The sequence below is a fragment of the Massilia sp. R2A-15 genome (genome assembly GCF_030704305.1).
Classification (GTDB): Bacteria; Pseudomonadota; Gammaproteobacteria; order Burkholderiales; family Burkholderiaceae_D; genus JAFCUW01.
Window position 1 is genome coordinate 4,545,478 of the sequence record NZ_CP131935.1, and the last position, 24,212, is coordinate 4,569,689.

The 24,212-nt window shown below is 64.4% G+C and carries 22 protein-coding genes; 8 read left to right on the plus strand and 14 right to left on the minus strand.

Features of this window, described 5'->3' with window-relative positions; all coding sequences use genetic code 11:
- Nucleotides 1-50 precede the first annotated feature (50 nt).
- Complete coding sequence (locus Q4S45_RS20990) at nucleotides 51-2,804, plus strand: TonB-dependent receptor domain-containing protein (RefSeq protein ID WP_305507339.1); 2,754 nt, start codon at nucleotides 51-53, stop codon at nucleotides 2,802-2,804.
- A gap of 119 nt (nucleotides 2,805-2,923) precedes the next feature.
- Entirely contained in the window at nucleotides 2,924-3,994 is a 1,071-nt protein-coding gene (locus tag Q4S45_RS20995) for an LD-carboxypeptidase (RefSeq protein ID WP_305507340.1), read from the plus strand.
- Between the two features lie 109 nt (nucleotides 3,995-4,103).
- Here Q4S45_RS20995 and Q4S45_RS21000 read toward each other — a convergent pair whose 3' ends face one another.
- The 3 genes from Q4S45_RS21000 to Q4S45_RS21010 all read right to left on the minus strand — a co-directional run bounded on the left by Q4S45_RS21000 (nucleotide 4,104) and on the right by Q4S45_RS21010 (nucleotide 6,197).
- Nucleotides 4,104-4,760 carry a DUF6445 family protein gene (locus Q4S45_RS21000; RefSeq protein WP_305507341.1) on the minus strand — a complete coding sequence of 219 codons (657 nt, stop codon included), beginning with the start codon at nucleotides 4,758-4,760 and terminating at the stop codon, nucleotides 4,104-4,106.
- Nucleotides 4,760-5,419 carry a hypothetical protein gene (locus Q4S45_RS21005; protein WP_305507342.1) on the minus strand — a complete coding sequence of 220 codons (660 nt, stop codon included), beginning with the start codon at nucleotides 5,417-5,419 and terminating at the stop codon, nucleotides 4,760-4,762. The genes Q4S45_RS21000 and Q4S45_RS21005 overlap by 1 nt, the downstream gene beginning before the upstream one ends.
- Nucleotides 5,420-5,912: 493 nt before the next feature.
- Entirely contained in the window at nucleotides 5,913-6,197 is a 285-nt protein-coding gene (locus tag Q4S45_RS21010) for a hypothetical protein (RefSeq protein WP_305507343.1), read from the minus strand.
- A 183-nt stretch (nucleotides 6,198-6,380) separates the two neighbouring features.
- Between Q4S45_RS21010 and Q4S45_RS21015 the strand changes: the two genes are divergently transcribed.
- Complete coding sequence (locus Q4S45_RS21015) at nucleotides 6,381-8,903, plus strand: M4 family metallopeptidase (RefSeq protein WP_305507344.1); 2,523 nt, start codon at nucleotides 6,381-6,383, stop codon at nucleotides 8,901-8,903.
- 218 nt (nucleotides 8,904-9,121) lie between these two features.
- The gene (locus Q4S45_RS21020; RefSeq protein ID WP_305507345.1) at nucleotides 9,122-11,653 is read left to right on the plus strand and encodes a M4 family metallopeptidase; all 2,532 of its coding nucleotides are present in this window, start codon (nucleotides 9,122-9,124) and stop codon (nucleotides 11,651-11,653) included.
- Nucleotides 11,654-11,736: 83 nt separating this feature from the next.
- Here Q4S45_RS21020 and Q4S45_RS21025 read toward each other — a convergent pair whose 3' ends face one another.
- Nucleotides 11,737-12,468, minus strand: a complete 732-nt coding sequence (locus tag Q4S45_RS21025) for a helix-turn-helix transcriptional regulator (RefSeq protein WP_305507346.1) — start codon at nucleotides 12,466-12,468, stop codon at nucleotides 11,737-11,739.
- A gap of 118 nt (nucleotides 12,469-12,586) precedes the next feature.
- Here Q4S45_RS21025 and Q4S45_RS21030 point away from each other — a divergent pair, with 118 nt between their 5' ends.
- A complete protein-coding gene (locus tag Q4S45_RS21030) occupies nucleotides 12,587-13,387 on the plus strand; it encodes a hypothetical protein (protein WP_305507347.1) in 801 nt (266 codons plus the stop codon).
- Between the two features lies 1 nt (nucleotide 13,388).
- On the opposite strand, the gene Q4S45_RS21035 is transcribed toward Q4S45_RS21030, so the two are convergent.
- The 6 genes from Q4S45_RS21035 to Q4S45_RS21060 all read right to left on the minus strand — a co-directional run bounded on the left by Q4S45_RS21035 (nucleotide 13,389) and on the right by Q4S45_RS21060 (nucleotide 20,064).
- Nucleotides 13,389-14,516, minus strand: a complete 1,128-nt coding sequence (locus Q4S45_RS21035) for an acyl-CoA dehydrogenase family protein (protein ID WP_305507348.1) — start codon at nucleotides 14,514-14,516, stop codon at nucleotides 13,389-13,391.
- Between the two features lie 19 nt (nucleotides 14,517-14,535).
- Nucleotides 14,536-15,204 carry an SDR family oxidoreductase gene (locus Q4S45_RS21040; protein ID WP_305507349.1) on the minus strand — a complete coding sequence of 223 codons (669 nt, stop codon included), beginning with the start codon at nucleotides 15,202-15,204 and terminating at the stop codon, nucleotides 14,536-14,538.
- 2 nt (nucleotides 15,205-15,206) lie between these two features.
- Entirely contained in the window at nucleotides 15,207-16,406 is a 1,200-nt protein-coding gene (locus tag Q4S45_RS21045; RefSeq protein WP_305507350.1) for an acetyl-CoA C-acetyltransferase, read from the minus strand.
- Nucleotides 16,403-18,241, minus strand: a complete 1,839-nt coding sequence (gene aceK / locus Q4S45_RS21050) for a bifunctional isocitrate dehydrogenase kinase/phosphatase (protein ID WP_305507351.1) — start codon at nucleotides 18,239-18,241, stop codon at nucleotides 16,403-16,405. Before aceK ends, Q4S45_RS21045 begins: the two co-directional genes overlap by 4 nt.
- A gap of 163 nt (nucleotides 18,242-18,404) precedes the next feature.
- Nucleotides 18,405-19,589 carry an isovaleryl-CoA dehydrogenase gene (locus Q4S45_RS21055; protein ID WP_305507352.1) on the minus strand — a complete coding sequence of 395 codons (1,185 nt, stop codon included), beginning with the start codon at nucleotides 19,587-19,589 and terminating at the stop codon, nucleotides 18,405-18,407.
- A gap of 79 nt (nucleotides 19,590-19,668) precedes the next feature.
- The gene (locus Q4S45_RS21060; RefSeq protein ID WP_305507353.1) at nucleotides 19,669-20,064 is read right to left on the minus strand and encodes a MerR family DNA-binding transcriptional regulator; all 396 of its coding nucleotides are present in this window, start codon (nucleotides 20,062-20,064) and stop codon (nucleotides 19,669-19,671) included.
- Between the two features lie 116 nt (nucleotides 20,065-20,180).
- Between Q4S45_RS21060 and Q4S45_RS21065 the strand changes: the two genes are divergently transcribed.
- The 3 genes from Q4S45_RS21065 to Q4S45_RS21075 all read left to right on the plus strand — a co-directional run bounded on the left by Q4S45_RS21065 (nucleotide 20,181) and on the right by Q4S45_RS21075 (nucleotide 22,259).
- Nucleotides 20,181-21,236 carry an MBL fold metallo-hydrolase gene (locus Q4S45_RS21065; RefSeq protein ID WP_305507354.1) on the plus strand — a complete coding sequence of 352 codons (1,056 nt, stop codon included), beginning with the start codon at nucleotides 20,181-20,183 and terminating at the stop codon, nucleotides 21,234-21,236.
- Nucleotides 21,237-21,417: 181 nt separating this feature from the next.
- The gene (locus Q4S45_RS21070; protein ID WP_305507355.1) at nucleotides 21,418-21,825 is read left to right on the plus strand and encodes a hypothetical protein; all 408 of its coding nucleotides are present in this window, start codon (nucleotides 21,418-21,420) and stop codon (nucleotides 21,823-21,825) included.
- Between the two features lie 305 nt (nucleotides 21,826-22,130).
- The gene (locus Q4S45_RS21075) at nucleotides 22,131-22,259 is read left to right on the plus strand and encodes a hypothetical protein (protein ID WP_305512188.1); all 129 of its coding nucleotides are present in this window, start codon (nucleotides 22,131-22,133) and stop codon (nucleotides 22,257-22,259) included.
- Between the two features lie 15 nt (nucleotides 22,260-22,274).
- On the opposite strand, the gene Q4S45_RS21080 is transcribed toward Q4S45_RS21075, so the two are convergent.
- The 4 genes from Q4S45_RS21080 to Q4S45_RS21095 form a co-directional block, all read right to left on the minus strand.
- Nucleotides 22,275-22,871, minus strand: a complete 597-nt coding sequence (locus Q4S45_RS21080; protein WP_305507356.1) for a UbiX family flavin prenyltransferase — start codon at nucleotides 22,869-22,871, stop codon at nucleotides 22,275-22,277.
- On the minus strand, nucleotides 22,864-23,175 hold the full coding sequence (grxD, locus tag Q4S45_RS21085; RefSeq protein WP_305507357.1) for a Grx4 family monothiol glutaredoxin: 312 nt from the start codon (nucleotides 23,173-23,175) through the stop codon (nucleotides 22,864-22,866). Before grxD ends, Q4S45_RS21080 begins: the two co-directional genes overlap by 8 nt.
- Before the next feature lie 163 nt (nucleotides 23,176-23,338).
- Nucleotides 23,339-23,599, minus strand: a complete 261-nt coding sequence (locus Q4S45_RS21090) for a hypothetical protein (RefSeq protein WP_305507358.1) — start codon at nucleotides 23,597-23,599, stop codon at nucleotides 23,339-23,341.
- 22 nt (nucleotides 23,600-23,621) lie between these two features.
- Complete coding sequence (locus tag Q4S45_RS21095; RefSeq protein WP_305507359.1) at nucleotides 23,622-23,831, minus strand: hypothetical protein; 210 nt, start codon at nucleotides 23,829-23,831, stop codon at nucleotides 23,622-23,624.
- Between the last annotated feature and the right edge of the window lie 381 nt (nucleotides 23,832-24,212).

Below are 24,212 nucleotides of genomic sequence, written 5' to 3' on the forward strand. Positions count from 1 at the left end.
AATTTGCCGTGCACAGCGCGGCGCCAGCTCAAAAACAAGGAGAGACCCCCGTGAAGTTAAAGAAAATCGCCTACCTGATCGCCCTGATCGGCGCCGTCGGCCCAGCCGTCGCACAGGAAGCGCAATCGCAGCAACCCATCCAGCGCGTGGAAATCACGGGTAGTAGCATCAAGCGCATCGCCAAGGAAGGCGCGCTGCCAGTCCAGGTCATCACCTTCGAAGACATGGAAAAGCGGGGCATCACCACGTCCGAGGAACTGATCCGCTCGATCTCCGCCAACGGCATCGGCGCTGACAACGCGGTTTCGGGCAACAACGTGTTCGGCGCCGACGCCGACCGCGTCAGCGGCGGCGCTTCGTTCGCCGCGCTGCGCTCGCTCGGACCGAACGCCACGCTGGTGCTGCTCAACGGCCGCCGCATCGCCACCCACGGCGGCAGCGGCAAGGCAGTCGACCTGAACTCGATCCCGCTGGGCGCTATCTCCCGCGTCGAGATCCTGAAAGACGGCGCCTCGGCGATCTACGGTACTGACGCGATCGGCGGCGTGGTCAACTTCATCCTGAAATCCAATTATGTCGGCAACCAGATCTCGGGCACCGGCTCGGTGACCGAAGCCGGCGGCGGCACCAACCGTCGCGGCCAGCTGCTGGTCGGCCGGGGCGATCTCGACACCGACGGCTGGAACGCGATGTTCAGCATGACGGTCGACAGCAACGACAAGCTGTCCTCGAAGCAGCGCGATTTCGCCAACGGCTACCAGCCGCTGCGCGGCCTGTCGCCGGACACCACCGGCACCCCGTTCGCCAACCAGCTGACTGGCGCCGGCACCGCGCTGGGCACCGGCTTCAAGGTTCCTGGCAGCACCACCACCTACCTGCAGGCCAACCCGCTCTCCTTCCAGGGCAAGTGCAACACCATTCCAGGCATGTCGCAGTACGCCACCGACCTGTGGAAAGATGTGACGCCGCCGTCGCGCACCACCTATTCGTGCGCCTACGACTATGGCGCGGACTATGTAATCGCGTCGCCGACCGACCGCCTGAACGCGCTCGGCCGCTCGGTCTTCAAGCTGACCAACGACAGCCGCGTATTCGTCGAGGCGTTGGCCTCGCGCGCCCGCGTGCTTTCCAGCCTGACCCCGGTCCAGGTGTCCACCAGCCTGGCCGCCGGCAACGCCTATCCGGTCGGCGGTCCTTACTACCAGGACCTGTCGGCCTACGTGCCGACCTTCGACAAGACCAAGCCGATTATCTACAAGTGGCGCGGCGGCATCCTCGGTGACCGCACCCAGGAAAACCAGACCGACAACGCGCGCCTGCTGGTGGGCCTCGAAGGCACCCTCGCGAAGTGGGATTACAAGCTGGGCGTATCGAAAGCGTACAGCAAGACCCAGACCGACCTGAAAGACGGCTACGCGCTCACCGCGCCGTTCTACAAAGTGCTCGGTTCGGGCATCGTCAACCCATGGCTGGCGCCTGGCCAGACCCAGACCCAGGCGGCGATCGACGCGGTCAACGCTACCAAGTACATCGGCAAGCTGCAGCACGGCCGCACCACCCTGAGCCAGGTTGACGGCTCCATGTCCGGCGAGGTGTTCAGCCTGCCGGCGGGCCCGGTCTCGGCGGCGGTCGGCTTCGACCTGCGCAAGGAAGGCTACGGCTTCGCCCAGGACACCGACGCCACCCTGATCCTGCTGGCGCCGGGCAATGCCCGTCTGAACGACGCGACGCGCCACATCAAGGCGGTCTACACCGAGGTGATCGTGCCGGTCACCAAGAAGCTGGAAGTGCAGCTGGCCGTACGCCGCGACGACTACAGCATCGTCGGCGCCACCACCAATCCGAAGGTCGCATTCCGCTTCGAGCCGGTCAGCTGGCTGCTGTTCCGCGGTTCGGCCAACACCGGCTTCCTGGCGCCGAGCTTCACCCAGCTGTATTCGCAGCAGCTGCCGCTGGAACTGCCGAATGGCATCATCGATCCGCTCGGCTGCCCGACCCACCCGGGCGACCCGGCCTACTGCGCGATCTCGCGCCTGGGCTACCTGAGCGGCGGCAACCCGAAGCTCAAGCCTGAAACGTCGAAGCAGGGCACGCTGGGCTTCGTGGTCGAGCCGGTCAAGGGCTGGTCGGTGGGTGTGGACTACTGGGCGATCAACTCCAAGGACAAGATCCTGAACCGCACGCCGCAGGTGATCCTGGCGAACTACACGCTGCTGCCTGAAAACATCATCCGCAATCCGGACGGCACCATCAACCACATCGAGGCGGGCTGGATCAACGCGGCAGGCAGCAAGACCCGCGGCGCCGACCTCAACGCGCGCGCCGAAGGCAAGTTCGGCACCTACAAGTGGAGCGCCGGCCTGGATGGCACCTGGACCCAGACCTTCCAGTTCGCGGAAATCGAAGGCCAGCCGTTCAAGGAATTCGTCGGCAACTTCTACACCCGCGACCTGTACCTGCGCTGGAAGCACCAGGCGCGTTTCAACGTGAGCAAGGGCGACTGGAGCACCGAGATCTCGCAGAGCTACTCGTCGGGTTACAACGACCAGCTGCCTGACGCAGGCAAGGCACCGCCGCCGCCAGGCTTCAATCCGCGCGTGGATAGCCACATCCGTTACAACCTGTCGGCTACCTACACCGGCGTGAAGAACCTGACCCTGACCGGCGGCATCCTGAACCTGCTGGACAAGGATCCTGAGTTCACCGCGCACAACGTCGATGAAGTCGTCGGCGCGGGCTGGGATCCACGCGTTTCGGATCCACGCGGCCGTACCTTCACCCTGACGGCACGGTACAAGTTCTGATGATGTCAACGCGCCCGCCGGCAACGGCTGGCGCCAGGTGACGGCTTCGGCGGCGCTGCAGTATGAGCGCCGCCGAAATTTTTTCCGGATTATCTTTACGAATCTCCAAATTTCAGACGATGGCTGACCAACCTACAAGCCGGCGCCGCTTCGGTGGCGCGCTGGCCGCCGCCGCCGCGAGCGTGGCCCTGCCGGCGGGCGCGGCAACGCATCGTCGCACCCCGCATGCCATGAAACGACCATTGATCAAACCGCCGCGCCTGCGCGAAGGCGACCTCGTCGGCCTGATCGCCCCCGGCGGCTACACCAGCGACGCCTCCATCGCGAAGGCGGTGCAGCACATCGAAGCGCTGGGTTTTCGCGCCGCGCTCGGCGCCAACCTGCGCGAGGTGCACGGCAATTACGCCGGCTCGGTGCAGCAGCGCCTGGCCGACCTGCACGCCATGTTCGCCAACCCCGAGGTCAAGGCGATCTGGTGCATCCGCGGCGGCTCCGGCTGCATCTCGCTGCTGTCGGCGCTCGACTACGCGCTGATCCGCGCCAATCCCAAGGTGCTGCTGGGCTACTCCGACATCACCGCGCTGCACCTGGCGATCCACCGCCATGCCGGGCTGGTGACCTTCCACGGGCCGGTAGCCTCATCCACGCCGTCCGATTACTCGACCACCCACATGCTGGCGGTGCTGATGGATCCGCAGCCGTCCTACACCATCCCGATGGCGATGGAGAACGCGAAACGCGCGTTTGAAGAGCCGCACTACGCGATCCGCACCGTGCACGGCGGCGTGGCGACCGGTCCGCTCATCGGCGGCAACCTGAGCATGGTGGCCGCGCTGGCGGGCACGCCGTACGAGGGCGACTTCCGCGGCGGCATCCTGTTCATCGAAGAGGTGAATGAGGCGCCGTACCGGATCGACCGCTGGATGACCCAGCTCGACCTGTCGGTGGGGCTGGCGAAGGCGGCCGGCGTGATGATCGGCATTTGCGACAACTGCGGGCCGGGGCACGAAGACGTGTCGCTGACGCTCGACGAGACGCTCGACATCCACCTGCAGCCCTTGAAGGGGCCGGCGGTGAGCGGCTACTCGTTCGGGCACATCCGCAACCAGTTCACCATCCCGGTGGGCGTGCGCGCCACGCTCGATGCGGAGCGGCAGACCGTGACCTTGCTCGAACCTGCGGTCAGCTGAGATGTCGTACCTGCGGAGGCAGGTACCCATGCTGAGCGGGCAGGTTCTGCAAAAGCATATTCAGTATAGGTACCTGCATTCGCAGGTACGACAAGCAGTTGCTGGCGGCTCACGCCATCCAGAAGAATACCGCCGTCATGCGCTTTTCGGCATGCTCGAAGCCGAAGTAGCTGCTGGCCGAATGCACCATGTTGGCCCGGTACAGCAGTATCCGGTTGAAGCGGTTCTCCACCCGCGTCTCTTCATGCCACGCCTCCGGCGGCAGGCCCTTGACCCCGAGCGCCTCGCGCAGGTTGGCGTGCGGCGGGCTGCAGAAATTGCCGCCCAGCGTGCCGTCCGGATAGCGCAGCCGGTAGAACGAGGTGCCGGCGTCGGGCTCCGGCTGCGGCGTCAGGTAGATCACCGCGGCGTAGCGGCACAGCTTGCGCGAATCCGTGTGCGGCCGCGGCCCCGATTCGGCCATCCCGACCAGCTGCGCGTAGTTGTGGTTGAGGAAGGAGCCTTCCGGCGTGGCTTCCTGCCACAGCCGCTTCGCGCCCGTCACCTGCTTGACCCACGCTTCCACCCCCGCCAGTTCGTCCGGCAGCAGGGCGCCGGCCGCGCGCATGCCCGGCCAGGGCTCCGGGCGGTGCGGCGCGCCCAGTTCCCATTCGGTCTGCGCGTAGCAGCGCTCGGAGACCGCCACCGGGTCGGGCAGGATGCCGTCCCTGACCCAGTAATCGCGGCCCAGCTGCGGCTTGCGGTAAGTGAGGGTCGGGCGCGCCATCAGTGGCCGACGATCTGCGACAGCACCGAAAAGGCCGCGCCCGTTTGCGACTGCTCGAGCAGGATGGTCAGTTCGGAAAAGGTGCACATCATGTTGACCACGCTGATCTTGTCCCACGCCAGCTTCTTGAGCACGGCGTGGTAGATGCCCGGCGTCTTGCGCGTTTCGGGATTCAGGCGCAGGGTCAGCGCGGTCAGGTTTTCGACCCGCGCCAGCAGGCGCTCGTCGGCGAACGCCTCTTCGACCAGGTGGGTCAGCGGGCGGCTGCACACCACCAGCACTTCGTGCACGCCGCGCGTGACGGTGACGAAGGTGCCCGGGTACGGCTCGGCCAGCGCCAGCAGCTCGCGCTGGCATTCGTTGCTGGTGTCGGACAGCCGGTAGGTGGATATCATCAGGTCGGTGCGCGTGGTCAGTTCGCCCAGGCGCGGCGCCAGCACGATCGAGTGCGCCATGCCGGTTTGCGGCAGGCGCTCCGAGATGCGGCGCAAGGCCATCACCACGGCGGCCTGGCCGACCGGTTTCCACAAATCCGATTCGAGCTGGGGGCGCAATTGGCGCGCCAGTTCCGAGAGGTTGATCAAGCCGGCCGCGATCCCCTCGGTGAGGAAGGGCGACTCCGACACTAACTGCTCAACTTTGTTGGCGATCGACAGCATATTTCATCCGAATCTCCCGCGGCCTGGCGCCTGGCGGGATGTAGTCAACAACGGCTGTTCAAGGCGATGCTTTGCGCGAGACGCGGGAACAATCGTTCCCCGTGGTCGCGGACGACTTCGCTACTAATACTGGCTGGATTTGTTGCGCTGGAAGCTTGGTGGATCAGAGCGGTCCCGGCGAGGGGGGGCGCGCTGCGGGTGGAGGCGAGGAACCGACAAATGCCAAATGCGTTGAAAAAGTCATGGTTTTTTTCCCGTTGAGTGCGCTGTATGCCGGAGCGTCTCCGCGCGCTTGCTATCGTTGTTACCTGGCGTATTTGCCGGTCACTGAGAACGAGTGTAGACCGCACTCAATCGAAATTGCAATCGAATTGCAGCGTCGAATCTATCGAAATGTTTCGTTTTTACAGCAATTTAATTCGGTGCGTTAATTTTTAGGCAATATTTGACCAATTCTGCACACTTGGCCGAACTTTATTTTGTAGGACAATGCCTACACCGATAGATCAATAGCTATTTGTTTGAATGGGTAGGAAAAAAAGCAAAATGTGCATAACCACTTTTGCGCCGCCGCAGCGCCAAAACCGCGCCTTGCGGCGTCCTGGCCGCCCCCGCTGCGGTGCCTGAAAAGATAAATATCGCGCCCCTGCCCCAATGCGCCGGAACGCCCATGCCAACAATCGAATAAATACAACGCATCCATTGTCAGCAAAACATTATTTAGAAAACAGGCGTCGCAGCCATCGATATCGTCGTGTAAATGTTCAGAACTGAACATTTGCAGGATCCGCGACCATTTTTGCGAGTTTTTTGACTTCGCTGGAACGATGGGAATAGTGTCGCCATCTCGACGGTGGAGACACAGGCGCGCGTGGCGCGGCGAGCACTTTCGAGCCAACGCCGGCATTGGATGCGACCGGCAAACCAGCTCATTCAAACAACGAACAAACACGGAGAAGAAATGAAATTACGCAAAACCCTGATCGCTGCGTCGCTCGCTGCCATTCCGATGATCCTGGCCGGCCAGGCCATCGCCGGCCAAAAAATGATGGGCGATCCGGTCGCGGCCAGTGCCGCCGAGGAAGCAGTGCTGGTCGGCAAGCTGAAAGCGGCGCACGCCAAGCAGGGCCTCGACGACGACCACGGCTACAAGGTCGACAAGCTGCACGCCGGCGTGCACGGCACCAAGGTCAGCCGCCTTGCACACACCTACAAGGGCGTGCGCGTGTTCCATTCCGAGACCGTGCTGGTGACCAATGACGCCGGCAAGATCGTCAGCGAGTCGGTCAGCGACCGCCGCTCCGGCCTGGGCTACGGCGCCAGGGCGGCCAAAATGGGTGGCAAGTTCTCCAGCTTCAGCGTGCAGCCATCGATTTCCGCCGCCGCCGCGATCGACGTCGTGGCCAGGGCGATCGGCCCGATCACCGGCCAGGCCGCCGCGCCGAGCGCCGAGCTGATCGTCTATCCGGTCGTAAGCCAGGTGCGCACGGCAGCGGCCGCCAACAAGATCGACAGCCAGCTGAACGCGATGGACGTGCAGGACCAGGTCACCGGCTATGAATTGGCCTACCTGGTGCAGACCCGCGTGATCACCGCCGGCAACAATCCGGTATTCCACGACACCATCGTCAGCGCCAACGACGGCCACGTGATCAAGCAGTGGCGCACCCTGAAGACGGTGGTCGGCACCGGCAACAGCCAGTACAACGGCGTCGTGCCGATCAACACCACGCTGTCGGGCAGCACCTACAGCATGAAGGACGCCACCCGCGGCATCGGCGGCACCTTCGGCGCCATGGCCATCACCAACGCCAACCACACCGCCAGCGCCGGCAGCATCTACACCAACAGCACCAACACCTGGGGTGACGGCCAGCAGTACATCGCCGGCGGTTCCACCACCAACGCAAACGGCCAAACCGCCGCGGTGAACGCGATGTGGGGCCTGATGAACACCTACGACATGCTGAAGAACACGCTCGGCTGGCAGTCGCTGGATGGCAACAACACCGCGACCTACATCGCCGCCCACGTCAACACCGCGTATGAAAACGCCTACTACGACGACACCTGCAAGTGCATGTACATCGGCGACGGCAGCACCACCTTCAACAGCCTCGGCTCGATCGACGTGATCGGCCACGAGATGGGCCACGGCGTCACCGCCGCCACCTCGAACCTGACCTATTCCGGCGAGTCCGGCGGCCTGAACGAGTCCGCGTCCGACATCCAGGGCGAGATGGTGGAAGCCTACGCGCGCGCCGGCGGCACCGGCACCGTCATCCCGAATACCGGCAACGACTGGATGATGGGCAAGGAGATCGCCAAGAACGGCGTGCCGCTGCGCTGGCTGTACAAGCCGAGCAAGGACGGCGCCAGCCCGAACGCCTGGAGCAGCACGGTCGGCAACCTCGACGTGCACTATTCGTCGGGCCCGAACAACCGCATGTTCTACTTCCTGTCGCAGGGTTCGAGCTCGGTGTCGACGTCCGACTACTACAGCTCCTACCTGAACAAAGCGCCGCTGGCCATGACCGGCATCGGCAGCGACAAGGCCTTCCGCATCTGGTTCCGCGCGCTCACCACTAAGTTCACCGCGTCGACCAACTACGCCACCGCGCGCACCAAGGTGCAGCAGGCGGCGCAGGAACTGTATGGCGTCGGCTCGAAGGAAGACATCGCGGTGCAACGCGCCTACGCGGCCATCAACGTGGGCACGGACGTGGCCGAAACCGGCGCCGGCGTGTCGATCAGCTCGAACCCGGCCAGCGTGACGGTCGCGCCAGGCGCGGTGGCCAACTTCTCGGTCACGGCTACTGGCGGCACCGCGCCATACACCTACCAGTGGATGCGCAACGGCGCCAACATCGCCGGCGCCACCTCGCCGAGCTACAGTCTGACCGCGCAGACCACCGACAACGGCGCCCAGTTCAGCGCCAAGGTGACCGATTCGGCCACCACGCCGACCACGGCGACTTCCGCCAGCGCCACGCTGACGGTCTCCTCGGGCGGCGGTTCGACCGAGCGCATCACCAACGGCAGCTTCGAGTCGGGCACCACCGGCTGGGCCGGCACCACCGGCGTGATCGGCAACTACGCCGGCCAGACCGCCTATGATGGCACCCGTTTCGCCTGGCTGGGCGGCAACGGCACGACGGCCAGCGAGACCATCACCACCACGGCGGTGATCCCATCGACGGCCACCTCGGCGCAGCTGACCTTCGCGCTGCACATCGACACGGCCGAGACCACCACCACGACGGCGTACGACACGATGGTCGTGACGGTGAAGAACTCGGCCGGCACCACGCTGGGCACGCTCGCTTCGTACAGCAACCTGAACAAGGCAACGGGCTACCAGATCCGCACCTTCAACCTGCTGCCGTACAAGGGCCAGACCGTGACGCTGCAATTCGCGATGAACGAAGACTCGTCGCTGCAGACCTCGTTCGTGGTCGACAAGGTCAGCGTGATCACCCAGTAATGCTGCAAACAAACTGAGCGCCGGTTTCCGGCGCATTCCCGAACCGGGGTCAGACCAGTTGGTCTGACCCCGGTTGTTTTTTTGGCGCAGGCCGGCGCGCACTTGAGCCGGATCAAGCCACCCCGCAAAGTTTGTGGCAACATGCATTGCTCATCCGTATTTCCTGTCAGGTTTGGAGTTGAAGCCCGATTCCTCAACGCCCGACTCCAGGAGAAGACATGAACCTGCGCAAAAACCTGATCGCCGCATCGCTCGCCGTGATTCCGTTCCTGGCCAGTGGCGTCGCCGATGCCGCCGATCCCGTGATGGCCGGACCGCTCGCGGCCACGCCTTCCGCCCACGCCTCCCTGCTGGCGCGCATGCGCGGCGCCAACGACAAGCGCGGCCTCGACCCCGACCACGGCTTCGCGGTGGCCGCCGAGCATCCCGGCGTGGCCGGCACCCGCGTCACGCGCCTGTACCACACCTACAAGGGCGTACGCGTGTTCGAATCCGAATCGGTGCTGGTGACCAACGACGCCGGCAAGATCGTCAGCGAGTCGCGCAGCGACCGCAGCGCTGGCCTGGGCGCCGGCTCGGCCAGCTTCGCGATGGGCGGGCGCTACGCCAGCTTCAGCGTGCAGCCGTCGATTGCGCCGTCTGCCGCGATCGCCGCGGCCGAGGGCGGCATCAAGGTCGATGCACGCTATGCAGCCCGTTCGACAGCCGAGCTGATCGTCTATCCGATCGTCGCGCAGGTGCGCGTCGCCTCGGCCGCCAACAAGCTCGAGAGCGAGCTGAACGCGATGGACCTGCAGGACAAGGTGACCGGCTATGAACTGGCCTGGTTGGTGAAAACGCGCATGGTGGTCGGCGGCGAACGGCCGGTATATGTCGACGCCATCGTCAGCGCCGTCGACGGCCGCGTGATCAAGCAGTGGCAAGCGCTGCAGACCGTGGTCGGTACCGGCAACAGCCAGTACAACGGCACCGTGCCGATCAGCACCACCCTGTCGGGCAGCGTCTACAGCATGAAGGATCCGCTGCGGGGCACCGGCGGCACCTTCGGCGCCAATGCGATCACCAACGCCAACCACACCAGCAGCGCCGGCGCGATCTACACCAACAGCAGCAATACCTGGGGCGACGGCCAGCAGTACATTCCCGGCGGCTCGACCATCAACGCCAACGGCCAGACCGCCGCGGTCAACGCGCTGTGGGGCCTGATGAATACCTACGACATGCTGAAGAACACGCTCGGCTGGCAGTCGCTCGATGGCAACAACACCGCGACCTACATCGCCGCCCACGTCAACACCGCTTATGAAAATGCCTACTACGACGATACCTGCAGGTGCATGTACATCGGCGACGGCGGCAGCTCGTTCAACAGCCTCGGCTCGCTCGACGTGATCGGCCACGAAATGTCGCACGGCGTCACCGCCGCTACGTCCAACCTGACCTACTCGGGCGAGTCGGGCGGCCTGAACGAATCGAACTCCGACATCGGCGGCGAAGCGGTGGAGGCGTATGCGCGCGCCGGCGGCACCGGCGCGACGATCCCGAACAGCGGCAACGACTGGCTGGTCGGAAAGGAGATCGCCAAGAACGGCGTGCCGCTGCGCTGGATGTACAAGCCGAGCAAGGACGGCGCCAGCCCCGACGCGTGGAGCGCCAGCATCGGCCGCCTCGACGTGCACTATAGCAGCGGCCCGAACAACCGCATGTTCTACTTCCTGTCGCAGGGCTCGAGTTCGGTGGCCTCGTCCGACTACTACAGCATCTACCTGAACAAGTCGCCGCTGGCGATGACGGGCATCGGCACCGACAAGGCCTATCGCATCTGGTTCAAGGCGCTCACCACCAAGTTCACCGCGTCGACCAATTACGCGGACGCGCGCAACAAGGTGCTGCAGTCGGCGCAGGAACTGTATGGCGTGGGCAGCCGCGAAGCGGTTGCGGTGCAGCGCGCCTACGCGGCAATCAATGTGGGCGCCGACGTCGACGAGACCGGCGGCGGGGGCGGCGGCGTGCTGGCGATCGCTACCAATCCGGCCAATGTCACGGTGGCCCCTGGCGCCACGGCGAGCTTCGCGGTGGGCGCGAGCGGCGGCACCACGCCATACAAGTACCAGTGGCTGCGCAACGGCGCCAGCATTGCCGGCGCCACGTCGGCCAGCTACAGCTTCACCGCGCAGGCGGCCGACAACGGCGCGCGCTTCAGCGCCCGGGTCACCGATTCGGCGGCCGCGCCGGCCAGCGTGACCAGCAGCGCCGCCACGCTGACGGTGGCGTCGGGCACGGCGACCGAAAGGATCGTCAACGGCAGTTTCGAGTCCGGCACCACGGGATGGGCCGGCAACACGGGCGTGATCGGCAGCTATGCCGGCCAGGCGCCGTATGACGGCACGCGCTTCGCCTGGCTGGGCGGTAACGGCTACAGCGCGCGCGAGACGATCACGCAGACGGTGGCCATTCCCGCCAGCGCGGTCGCGGCCAACCTCAGCTTCGCGCTGCATATCGACACGGCCGAGAACACCAGTTCGGTCGCCTATGACAAGCTGGTGGTGACGGTGAAGAACCCGGCCGGCACGGTGCTTGGAACGCTGGCGACCTACAGCAATTTGAACAAGGCGGCCGGCTACCAGATCCGCAACTTCAACCTGCTGGCCTGGAAGGGGCAGACCATCGTGCTGTCGTTTGCCATGACCGAGGACTTTTCGCTGCAAACGTCCTTCGTGGTGGACAAAGTCAGCCTGGTCACGCAGTAAGCGTCCTGACCCAGTTATCACTCGGTTCACGCGGCGCCGACAAACCCGGGGTCAGGTCCGGCGGACCTGACCCCAGCCCTCGGTCACCGCCGCAAGCCGGTGAAACCGGCCGGCTCCCATTCGCGCATCGCCAGCAGCAGGCCGCTGCCGCGCCGCTTCGCCAGCGGCGAGGCCAGGCTCTCTTCATGCAGCTCGGCGAAGGTGGCGCGCAGCCGGCGCAGCTCGCCCTGCATCTTGTCGATCGCCGCCGCCGTCAGCATCCCGTGCGAGAAGGCCAGCGATTCGTCCGCGCGCGCGAAGCGGCTGTCGAGGAAATCGACCAGGCCCTCTTCGCGAAAATATTCCCTGATCGGCCCGTCCACCAGCCAGTCGAAATCGCGCGCGACCGTCAGGCGGATGCGGTTGCCGGGCAACAGGCTGATCACGTGCAGGCGGTCCAGCCGCAGCAGCCGTTGCAGGCATTCCGCCTCGCTCAGGCGATATGCGGCCAGCATGTCTTTCAGCGTCCAGTGATTGAGCGCGCACACGGCCACCAGCAGCAGCACCGGGTCGGAGATCAGCTCTTTCTCCTGCGCCGCGGTCAGGGTGCGCAAGCGAGTTTCGCTGGCGCTGGCCTGCTGCGCCAGCTCGGCCAGGGTGAAGCCGAGCAGGTTGCACACCTCGATCATCCGCTCCAGCGAAAACTGCCCCGAGGCGAACAGCCTCTTGACGCTAGCCTCGGACAATCCGAGTGCCGCAGCGACGTCGCGATAAGTCTTGCCCTGCTGCTTCAGCTCGCGTTTGAGGGTGGCGACTAACTGGGTGACTTCGGTCATGGTGGTATCGTAATGTGATGCTTCGGACGACAAGATCGGCGACTATTTCGAAGAGAGTACCATTTGCCGCATTGACGCGGCAAGCTCGATGCCTGTTTGTCACTTCGCGGAGCGCATCTTGAAACGCTGGCTAATCCACCTTCCCCTGGCCGTCACGGTAGCGCTGGCCGCCGTGCTGGCCGCGCACGGCCCGATCGCGCAGTTCGCGCATTATCATGAGTTTGGCGACCGGTCGGTGCTGATGGGAGTGCCGCACGCGGCCGATGTCCTGTCGAATCTGGCCTTCGCCGCAGTCGCAGTATGGGGCCTGTTTCGCGTGCGGCCGGTCGGGCATGGATACCAATTTTTTCTGGACGCCCTGTTGCTGACCGCATTCGGCTCGGGGTTCTACCACTTGGCGCCCGACGACGCGCGGCTGGTGTGGGACCGGCTGCCCATTGCGCTGGCGTGCGCCGGCCTGCTGGCGGGCGTGCGCGCCGAATGCGTGCCGGGGCTGCACGAGAAGCGCGATGTGCTGCTGCTGGCGGTGTTTGGCGTGCTTGGTGTCGCGTGGTGGCGTTACGAGGCCGACCTGCGGCCCTATCTCCTGCTGCAGCTGTTGCCGCTGGTGCTGATACCGTTGTGGCAGTGGATCTACCGCGCGCCGCGCCGCGACAGGATCGCGTTCGCTTGTGCACTCGCGCTGTACGCCGTCGCGAAGGTGGCGGAGCTATACGACCGCCAAGTGCTGGCCGCGCTCGGCGTGATCAGCGGCCACACCATCAAGCACCTGCTCGCGGCTGGAGCCGCCGCCGTGATTGTCGGACGCCTCATCGAACGCAGGGGGCCTGATCCCGCGGGCCTGGCCCATTTTCAGCAAACAAGATGGGGACTCGGCGTCCCCGTCGTTCCGCAGGACCAGACGCCTTTTCACCGCTGATTTACAGGGCGCGGGCGATCAGGATCTTCTGGATGTCGCTGGTGCCTTCGTAGATCTGGCACACGCGCACGTCGCGGTAGATGCGCTCGACCGGGAAGTCGCTCACGTAGCCGTAGCCGCCGAACACCTGCATCGCATCCGACACCACGCGCTCGGCCATCTCGGAGGCGAACAGCTTGGCCATCGCGGCCTCCTTCAGGCACGGCAGCCCAGCATCCTTCATCGACGCCGCGTGCAGGATCAGCTGGCGCGCCGCTTCGATCTTCATCGCCATCTCGGCCAGCTTGAACTGCACCGACTGGTGCTCGAAGATCGCCTTGCCGAAGCTTTCGCGCTCGCGCGAGTACGCCAGCGCCGCTTCAAACGCGGCACGCGCCATGCCGACCGACTGTGAGGCGATGCCGATGCGGCCGCCCTCGAGGCCCGAGAGCGCGATCTTGTAGCCCTGGCCTTCTTCGCCGATCAGGTTCTCGGCTGGGATGCGGCAGTTCTCCAGCAGGATCTGCGCCGTGTCCGACGAGTGCTGGCCCATCTTGTGCTCGAGGCCCGCGACGATGTAGCCCGGCGTATTGGTCGGCACCCAGAACGCGCTGATGCCGCGCTTGCCGGCCGCCTTGTCGGTCACCGCCATCACGATCGCGACGTCGCCGTTCTTGCCGCTGGTGATGAACTGCTTGGTCCCGTTCAGCACATAGCTATCGCCATCGCGCACGGCGGTGGTGCGCAGCGCCGAGGCGTCGCTGCCGGTGTGCGGCTCGGTCAGCGCGAAGGCGCCCAGCATCTCGCCCTGCGCCAGCGGGCGCAGCCACTGCTCCTTCTGCGCGTCGTTCGCGTACATCATCGCGATCGAGCACACCGGGCAGTTGTTGACCGAGATGATGGTCGAGGTGCCGCCGTCGCCGGCCGCGATCTCTTCCAGCACCAGCGCCAACGACACGTAGTCGAGCCCCGCGCCGCCCAGGTGCTCGGGCACCGCGACGCCGAACGCGCCCAGCGCGGCCAGCTCTTTCAGCTCCTCTTTCGGGAAAGTCTGTTCCTTGTCCCAGCGTGCCGCGTTAGGCGCAAGGCGCTCCTGCGAAAAGGCGCGCAGTGCGTCGCGGATCATCTGGTGTTCTTCGGTCAGTATCATTCGGTCTCTCGGTTTGGGCTCACCATGGAATCAGTGTGCCGTCGTAATTCAAAAAGCTGCCGTTGTCGGCAGCGGTCAATCGGGCCAGGGTCGCGCGCAGGCCCGCCACGCTTTCTTCCACCTCGATGTCGGCTTCACCGCCGCCCATGTCGGTCTTCACCCAGCCCGGATGAAACGCGGCGCAGATCGCGCCCTGCGGGCCGAAGTCGATGCTCGCGTCCTTCAGCACCGAATTGAGCGCGGCCTTGCTGGCGCGGTACAGCGTGCCGATCGACGCGGTGCGCGCGCCGATCGATCCCATGCGCGACGAGATCACCGCCAGCCTGCCGCGCCGCTGCGCCACCAATGGCGCAACGATCGGCAAGAGGCGCATGGCCGCCAGCACGTTGGTGTGCATCACCGCGTCGAAATCGGCCTCGCTCGGGAAGCCGTCGTGGCGCGGACCGTACAGGCCCGCCACCAGCCAGGCCGTGTCGATCTTCTCGTCGTCGAGGTGCCAGCCAAGGCCGGCGATCGACTCGGCTCTGGCCACGTCGAGCGGATACGCCACCATGCCGGCGGCCGCCAGCGCATCGCACTGTTCCTGCGTGCGCGCGGTGGCGATCACGCGCCAGCCGTCGGTCAGGTACTGGCGCGCCAGTTCGCGGCCGATGCCGCGCGACGCGCCGAGGATCAGCGCGGTGGGCACGATTACACCATCTCGAAGGCCATCGCCGTCGCTTCGCCGCCGCCGATGCACAGCGAGGCGACGCCGCGCTTGCCGCCGGTCTTCTTCAGCGCGCCCAGCAGCGTGACGATGATGCGCGCGCCCGACGCGCCGATCGGGTGGCCCAGCGCGCAGGCGCCGCCGTGGACGTTGACCTTGCTGTGCGGGATGTCGAGTTCGTGCATCGCTGCCATCGGCACCGCGGCGAACGCTTCGTTGATCTCGAACAGGTCGACATCGCGCGCGTTCCAGCCGGTCTTCTTCAGCACTTTTTCCAGCGCGCCGATCGGCGCGGTGGTGAACAGGTTCGGCTCCTGCGCGTGGGTCGAGTGCGCGACGATGCGGGCGATCGGCTTGAGGCCCAGTTTCGTCGCGGTCGATTCGCGCATCATCACCAATGCTGCGGCGCCGTCGTTGATCGACGACGACGAGGCGGCGGTGATGGTGCCGTCCTTCTTGAACGCAGGGCGCAGCGACGGGATCTTGTCCAGCTTGGCCTTGAGCGGGCCTTCATCCTTGTCGATCACGGTGTCGCCGGCGCGGCCGGACACGGTCACCGGCGCGATCTCCCACTGGAAGCTGCCGTCGGCGGTTGCCGCCTGCGCGCGCTTGACCGATTCGATCGCGAACGCGTCCTGCGCTTCGCGGGTGAAGGTGTACTTGGTCGCGCACTCTTCGGCGAAGGTGCCCATCGAGCGGCCGCCGCCGGTCTTTTCGTCCTTGCTGTAGGCGTCTTCCAGGCCGTCGAGCATCATGTGGTCGAACATCATGCCGTGGCCGATGCGGTAGCCGCCGCGCGCCTTCGGGATCAGGTACGGCGCGTTGGTCATCGACTCCATGCCGCCGGCGACGATAACGTCGGCGCTGCCGGCCATCAGGGTGTCGTGCGCGAAGATGGTGGTCTGCATCGCCGAGCCGCACATTTTCGACAGGGTGACGGCGCCGGCCGACAGCGGCAGGCCGGCCTTGATGGCGGCCTGGCGCGCCGGAGCCTGGCCCTGGCCGGCCATCAGGCAGTTGCCGAAGTAGACGTGTTCGACCAGGTTCTTGTCGACGCCAGAGCGCTCGACGGCGGCGGCGATGGCGACGGCGCCGAGGTCATTGGCGCTCTTGGAGGAAAAATCGCCCTGGAACGCGCCCATTGGAGTGCGGGCTGCGCCGACGATAACGACTGGATCATTCATGGTTGGATCTCCAAAAGAGGTGGTGTTGAAATGCGGGGTGGGGATGCCGGCGCACGCACTTGCGCGCGCCGTTCGTTACAAAAGCGGATCGCTTGCGGATACGGAAAAACGTCTTCGATGTGGCCGTCCATGATGCGCTGCTTGCGCGCCTGCCAGAACTCGCGCGTGAGCAGGTCCGCGTGGTGCTCCATGAACACCTTGCGGATTTTCGCATTGCCGAGCAGGAAGCGGCCGAACTGCTCGGGGAACACGTCGTGCCTGCCGACCGGGTACCACGGTTCGGCCGCCATCTCGTCCTCCTCGTTGCGCGGCGCCGGGATGTCGCGGAAATTGCAGTCGGTGATGTACTCGATCTCGTCGTAGTCGTAGAACACCACGCGCTTGTGGCGGGTCACGCCGAAATTCTTGTACAGCATGTCGCCGGGGAAGATGTTGGCCGCTACCAGGTCCTTGATCGCGTTACCGTATTCGATCACGTCGTGCGCCAGGCGCGCGTCGTCGCCGGCTTTTTCGACATTGGTCAGGTCGATGTTCAGCGGCACCATGCGGCGCTCGATATACAGGTGGCGGATGATGATCCGGCCGCCTTCGATCTCGACCAGCGACGGCGCGTGGTGCATCAGCTCGGCGAGCAGCTCCTCGGAAAAGCGCTCGAGCGGGAACGCCACGTTCGAGTATTCGAGCGTGTCGGCCATGCGCCCGACGCGATCGTGATACTTGACCAGCAGGTACTTCTCCTTGATCTGGGCGCGCGTGGTTTCCTTCGGCGCCGGATAGAAATCCTTGATCACCTTGAACACGTAGGGAAACGACGGAAGCGCGAACACCAGCATCACCAGGCCGCGAATGCCGGGCGCGATCTCGAAGCGGTCCGAGGTGTGCTTCAGGTGCTGCAGGTAGTCGCGGTAGAACAGCGTCTTGCCCTGCTTCTGCAGGCCGAGGATGGTGTAGATCTCGCTCCTGGGCTTCCTTGGCAGCAGGCCGCGCAGGAACTGCACGTAGGCCGACGGCACTTCCATGTCGACCAGGAAGTAGGCGCGCGTGAACGAGAACAGCACGGTGATGTGTTCCTGCTCGTACAGCACGGTGTCGAGCACCAGTTCGCCGTGGCGGTTGTGCAGGATCGGGATGATGAAGGGGAACTCGCGGAAGCCGTTGATGGCCTTGCCGACGATGTAGGCGCCCTTGTTGCGGAAGAACAGGTTCGACAGCACCTGGAGCTGGTGATTCGGTTCGCGCGGTTCGTCGCCGAACATTTGCGCCAGGCGCGCTTCGACCAGCGCGATGTCGCGGTCGAGGTCGGCGAACTTGCAGTCGAGCTGGAAATTCGTCACCACCCGCTTGAGCGTGAAGCGCAGGCCGTCGGTGTGCGGATGGTAGACCCGGTAGGTCGGCAGCAGTTCCTCGGTTTCGATGTACTCGGTCGACACCACCGGGCGCACGAAGATGAAGTCGTTGTGGAAGTAGGTGCGGTGCAGGATGTTGCAGCAGACCGAGTTGAAGAAGGTCTCGGCGCATTCCGGCTGCTTGTGGCCGGACAGGATGCCGATGTAGTGCAGCTTGGTTTCGCGCCACACGGCGTCGGTCAGTTCCTCGCCGGCGTACTCGTCCTCGAGGACTTGTACACATTCCTGTACACGTTTGTCGTAGAAGCCGATGCGTTCGCGCGCCGCCTGCTGGGCCACGGCCCAGGCGCCGGTTTCGAAGTGACGCCTGGCGGCCTGGCTGGTCTGGCGGAACAGGCGGTAGTGCTTGTCGAAACCGTCCAGGATCGTGCGCGCGATGTCGAAAGCGATCTGGGACGACAGCAGTTTCGGGAACGCGGCCTGGGTCATGGAGGGATCTCGGGTGGGGGCTTCCCCTGATTCTACTTCGTCTCGAAAAACGTTGCGGCCGGGGTCTGGTCCTGCGGACCTGACCCCATCTTGGTCTGACCCCGCTGTGTGCGGCGCTCAACATGGGGTCAGGTCCGCAGGACCAGACCCCACCCGTGCGGATTTACTTGGTTTCGGCGAACAGCTCGCGGCCGATCAGCATGCGACGGATCTCGCTCGTGCCCGCGCCGATTTCGTAGAGCTTCGCGTCACGCCACAGACGTCCCACCGGATACTCGTTGATATAGCCGTTGCCGCCCAGGGTCTGGATCGCTTCGCCGGCCATCCATGTTGCCTTCTCGGCGCTGTACAGGATGGCGCCGGCGGCGTCCTTGCGCAGGTTGCGGATCTGCTCGGGCGTCGTGGCGCGGTCGCAGGCCTGGCCGACGGCGTACACGTAGGCCTTGCACGCCATCATGGTCGAGTACATGTCCGCCAGCTTGCCCTGCATCAGCTGGAATTCGCCGATCGGCTGGCCGAACTGCTTGCGGTCGTGCACGTACGGCACCACCGCGTCCATGCAGGCGGCCATGATGCCCAGCGGGCCGCCCGACAGCACGGTGCGCTCGAAGTCCAGGCCCGACATCAGCACGTTGACGCCCTTGCCCAGGCCGCCCAGCACGTTCTCGGCCGGCACTTCGCAGTCCTGGAACACCAGTTCGCCCGTGTGCGAGCCGCGCATGCCCAGCTTGTCGAGCTTTTGCGCGATCGAGAAGCCCTTGTAGCCTTTTTCGATCAGGAAGGCGGTCATGCCGCGCGGACCGGCTTCGAGGTCGTTCTTGGCGTACACCACCAGCACGTCGGCGTCCGGACCGTTGGTGATCCACATCTTGGTGCCGTTGAGCACCCAGCGATCGCCCTTGAATTCGGCCTTCAGTTTCATGCTGACGACGTCGGAGCCGGCGTTCGGCTCGGACATGGCGAGCGCGCCAATGTGTTCGCCCGAGATCAGCTTCGGCAGGTACTTGCGCTTCTGCTCTTCGGTGCCGTTGCGCTTGATCTGGTTGACGCACAGGTTCGAGTGGGCGCCGTAGGACAGGCCGACCGAGGCGGACGCGCGCGAGATTTCCTCCATCGCGACGATGTGGGCCAGGTAGCCCATGTTGGCGCCGCCGTATTCCTCGCCGACGGTGATGCCGAGCACGCCCAGTTCGCCCATCTTGCGCCACAGGTCCATCGGGAACTGGTCGCTGCGGTCGATTTCGGCGGCGCGCGGCGCGATTTCCGCGGCGGCGAACTGTTGCACCGCTTCGCGCAGCGCGGCGATGTCGTCGCCATGATCAAAGGTCAAGCCTGGCAGGTGCAGCATGTCGTCCTCACGGGAAATTAGGGCAAAGGTGGATGATACGCCGATGTGACGTTAACGTAAACGTAAAGTGGCTTCCCGCTCAGACGCTGTCGGCCGTGGCTTCGGCCAGCATGCGCCGGCATTCTTCCTCGTGGGTGGCGACCTCGGCCAGCGCCATCTCGATGTCGGCGCGCTGCTGCTCGAGCGTCTCGCGCTGGTGCGCCAGCACGCCGAGAAAGCGCTGCATCTGCGCCACGGTGTCCTTGGGCGACTCGTACATGTCGACGATGCTGCGGATTTCGGACAAGGTCAGCCCCAGCCGCTTGCCGCGCAAGGTCAGCTTCAGGCGGGTGCGGTCGCGCGCGGTGTAGACCCGGTTGCGTCCGCCGGCGCCTTCGCGGCTGGGCGTGAGCAGCCCGTGGTCTTCATAGAACCGGATGGCGCGCGCGGTGATGTCGAATTCGCGCGCCAGTTCGGCGATGGTGTAAGTGGGCATGGCGATCCGTGCAAAAGTGGGAATCCGCTTAGAATAAAAGCGCGCGGCTTCCGTTTACGTCAACGTAAAGCACATTGTAGCGCGCCGCCCGCCATCCTGAACACGAAAGATCCGCCATGAACCAACTCGAGTCGCAACTTGAATATCCCTTCGGCGACACCCTGCCGGCCATCGGCGCCGTGCTGCCGCTGGCGCCCGGCCTGGGCTGGCTGCGCATGCCGCTTCCGTTCGCGCTCGACCATATCAACCTGTGGCTGCTGGCCGATGGCGAGGGCTTTGCCGCGGTCGACTGCGGCGTGGCGACCGACGCCACCCGCGCCGCCTGGGAGCAGGTGTTCGGCGGCGCCACCATGGCCAGCCAGCCGCTCACGCGCGTGATCGCCACCCATTGCCACCCGGACCACATCGGCCTGTCGGACTGGCTGTGCAAGCGCTTCGGCGCGCCGTTCTGGATCACCACCGGCGAATACGGCTTCGGCCGCATGATGTCGGCGGCCCTGCCGGGCGTGGACGGCACCGCCGCGATCCCGCATTTTCAGCGCCACGGCCTGGCGGGCGACGACCTGCTGGCGCAGATGCAAACCCGGCGCAACTATTTCCCCTCGCTGGTGCCGGCCGTGCCCGAGTCCTACACCCGGATGCGCGACGGCGACCAGTTCGCGATCGGCAAGCACAGCTGGCGCGTGATCGCCGGCTTCGGCCATTCGCCGGAACACGCGTCGCTGTACTGCGGGGAGCTGGGCGTGCTGATCTCGGGCGACATGGTGCTGCCGCGCATTTCCACCAATGTCTCGGTGTTCGCCGTCGAGCCGGAGGGCAATCCACTGCAGCTGTACCTCGACTCGCTGGGCAGGTTCGACGAGCTGCCGGCCGATACCCTGGTGCTGCCGTCGCACGGCCGCCCGTTCCGCGGCCTGCATACCCGCATCGCCCAGCTGCGCGCGCACCACGAGGCGCGCCTGGCCGAGGTGGTGGCGGCCTGCGCCGAGGCGCCCCGCTCGGCGATGGACATCGTGCCGGTCATGTTCAAGCGCCAGCTCGACGCCCACCAGCTGACCTTCGCGCTGGGCGAGGCGCTGGCGCACCTGCATAAATGCTGGGCCGATGGTGTTGTGCGGCGCGTCACGGGAACCGATGGCATTATCCGCTTCCAGAGTGCGCACAAGGAATAAAATTCGCGATTCCGCAGGGTGGAGGCATATTTTTAGCCGAAGTTCAAGTCATAATAACTGCGACAGTGCGTCAGTACAGGATATACTCTCTAACTGTTACATTCCGATTGCTAGTTTGTCACAATCGGTCTCTCCACCCAAGCGACTGACTTTCATTCCATTGCATGAAATAGTGCCAACCATGAATTCATCCAACGAGCGGGAAAGCTTCAGCGTGCGCCTGCAGCAAGCGCTGAAAAACGCCCATTATTCGCCCGATAGTCCGACCCGCCTGGCCCGCGAATTTAACATCCGCTTCGACGGACGGCCGATCACGGTGCATGCGGCGCGCAAATGGCTGGTGGGCGAGGCGATTCCCACGCAGGAAAAATTGCGCATGATCGCGCAGTGGCTGGGCGTGCCGGCCGAATGGCTGCGCTTCGGCGGCCCGGAAAGCCTCGAGTCGCACGGCGAGCCGGTCAACGGTTTCTCGCGCTTCGAGTCGGCCGACGTCAAGCTGATCGCCGACCTGCAGCTGCTCGACGAACACCACCGAAAGATCGCCCGGGAATTCATCCGCATGCTGGTACGCATGAATTACCAGAAATAGCGTCCGTTTCGGCCTCCCCGCATCCCCGCGCTGACGGCCCGCAAGCCGATTCATTGAACTGGCGCAACTATTCCCAGAATTTCCTGTTTATCATTGCATTGGCGCCCGGTTGATGCACAATGTCAATATGTGTTCCTCGAAATTCTATGTGGAAATTTTGAATGAACGGCAGCACAAAGGCGGATTAGTGGCCCATAATCACAGCAGTGCCTGGCAGTCCCGCCACCAAGTATCGAAACGAAGCCGAGGATGTTAGCCGCCCTATGAAAAGCAACTACAGCAACACTGCACAGCTGAAGGATTTGATGACTGCTCCTCCGATGACGGCGGCCCAGCACGCGGAAGTGATGCGCAAGCGCATCGCCCACCGTCGGATGGTCGAGGAAGCGAAAGAAATGAAGAAAGCCGAGAGCTGGCAGTTCGACAAGCGCTAGGCTGCCGCTGTCGATTCAGGATTGCTCGGGGGGGTTCATGCCGCCCCAGCGTGGCGCGAGCGCGTGCTCGATGCCGAACAGGTCGATCACCCGCGCGACGGTGTGATCGACCATCTCGTCGATGGTGGCCGGGCGGTGGTAAAAGCTTGGCAGCGGCGGGAAAATAATCCCCCCCATCTCCGTCACCGCCGTCATGTTGCGCAGGTGCGCCAGGTTGAACGGCGTTTCGCGCACCATCAATACCAGCCGGCGGCGCTCCTTGAGCACCACGTCGGCCGCGCGCGCGATCAGGTTGTCCGACAGGCCATGGGCCACCGACGCCAGGGTCTTCATCGAGCACGGTGCGACCACCATGCCGTCCGACTGGAACGAGCCGCTGGCAATGGCGGCGCCGACGTCGCGGTTCTTGTGCACCACGTGGGCCAGCGCCTCGACGTCGCGCCGCTGCATGCCCACTTCCTGATGCAGGGTCAGGCTGGCGGCGTCGGAGATGACGAGGTGGGTTTCGATCCCTGGCGTGGCCGCCAGGTGCTGCAGCAGCCGCACGCCGTACACCGCGCCGGTGGCGCCGGTGATGGCGATGACGAGCCTCCGCGGGGGGGAATCAGGCATCGAGCAGGGCTTTGAGCTCGCCCGATTCGAACATCTCGTTCATGATGTCCGAGCCGCCGATGAATTCACCCTTCACGTACAGCTGAGGGATGGTCGGCCAGTTGGAGAAATCCTTGATCCCCTGGCGCACTTCCGGGTCGTCCAGCACGTTGACGGTGGCGATGTTCTCGACGCCGCAGGCCTTCAGGATCTGGATCGCGCGGCCCGAAAAGCCGCATTGCGGGAATTGGGCGGTGCCCTTCATGAACAGCACGACAGGCGTGGTGCTCACGGTTTCTTTGATCCAGGTTTGTACGTCGCTCATGGCTGCCTCGGTGAAAAAATGAATGGATGACGGCATTTTATAAGAAAACGCCGGGGCAGGGGCTGGGGCCGACATTCTGGAATCTTTCGGTTGGTGCGCATTTTAGGCGCGCGCGGCAAATCCTCTCTAGAGCGCGAGAACTTGCTAACCGCCTGGGCGAAGGTCAGACTACGCCCTGCGTTGGCTCTGCGGCCACACGTGCGCGCAGCGCGGCGAGGGAGATCAGTTTCGAATGCTCGGAACGGCGTGACTCGTAGACGGTGGAAAGGTCTGCAAATGCTTCGTGAAGTTGATCGACAAAAGGACCAAGCTCTTCTTCCTCAGCTTCGCCGAGTGAACCGCTGTCAAGCAACAGTTGGCAGCGTTTCATTTCTCGCAGTACGGCGGTGATTGCGGCTAGCAATGCATTTGTGCTCTCAAGCATGTGGTACTCCGTCACGTTCAGGTTAGAGTTCCAGCGTAGCGCGCTGGTTCATGGTCTTGAGTTGCTGCAGGAAGAGCGGGAGCGGCACGTCACCTTTCGGTGCGATGGTGTAATGGAAGGCACCTTGGACATTCTGATGGTCCTTGGTAACAGCCAGCCCGGGGGGAATCTGCGTACCGGCGGGAATTTTGAAATGCTTGGTTGTTTTTGAGCCGAACCAGGTTACTTTCAAATCAAAAGTAGATACCCCGCGGTAGTCTCCTTTAATGCAGCGGCATCCGAGGACGATTCATTGGTTGTCGCGGTCAACTACTCTGACGTCGGCGAGACGGGTATCGTTTCCTGGGTGTGGATCAAGGGCCATAGCTCCAGCCTCGAACTCGGACTTTTTCTGCGCGCCATAGGGCCGTCGGCGTTGACGTGTCCCAGAACCTTTCCCCAAAGCCTGCTGCTAGATAGATATTCTTGAGGTCGTCGGACATAGAGTATCCCCTAAAAATGATGTGTCGATCAGCAGACAATGGCGATAAATGTGCAGGCGGACGCGATTACTCTTCAGTATGTTCCCAAATGCTCTGATGTCAAGACAGGTAGCTGTTCTTTTGCACGCATT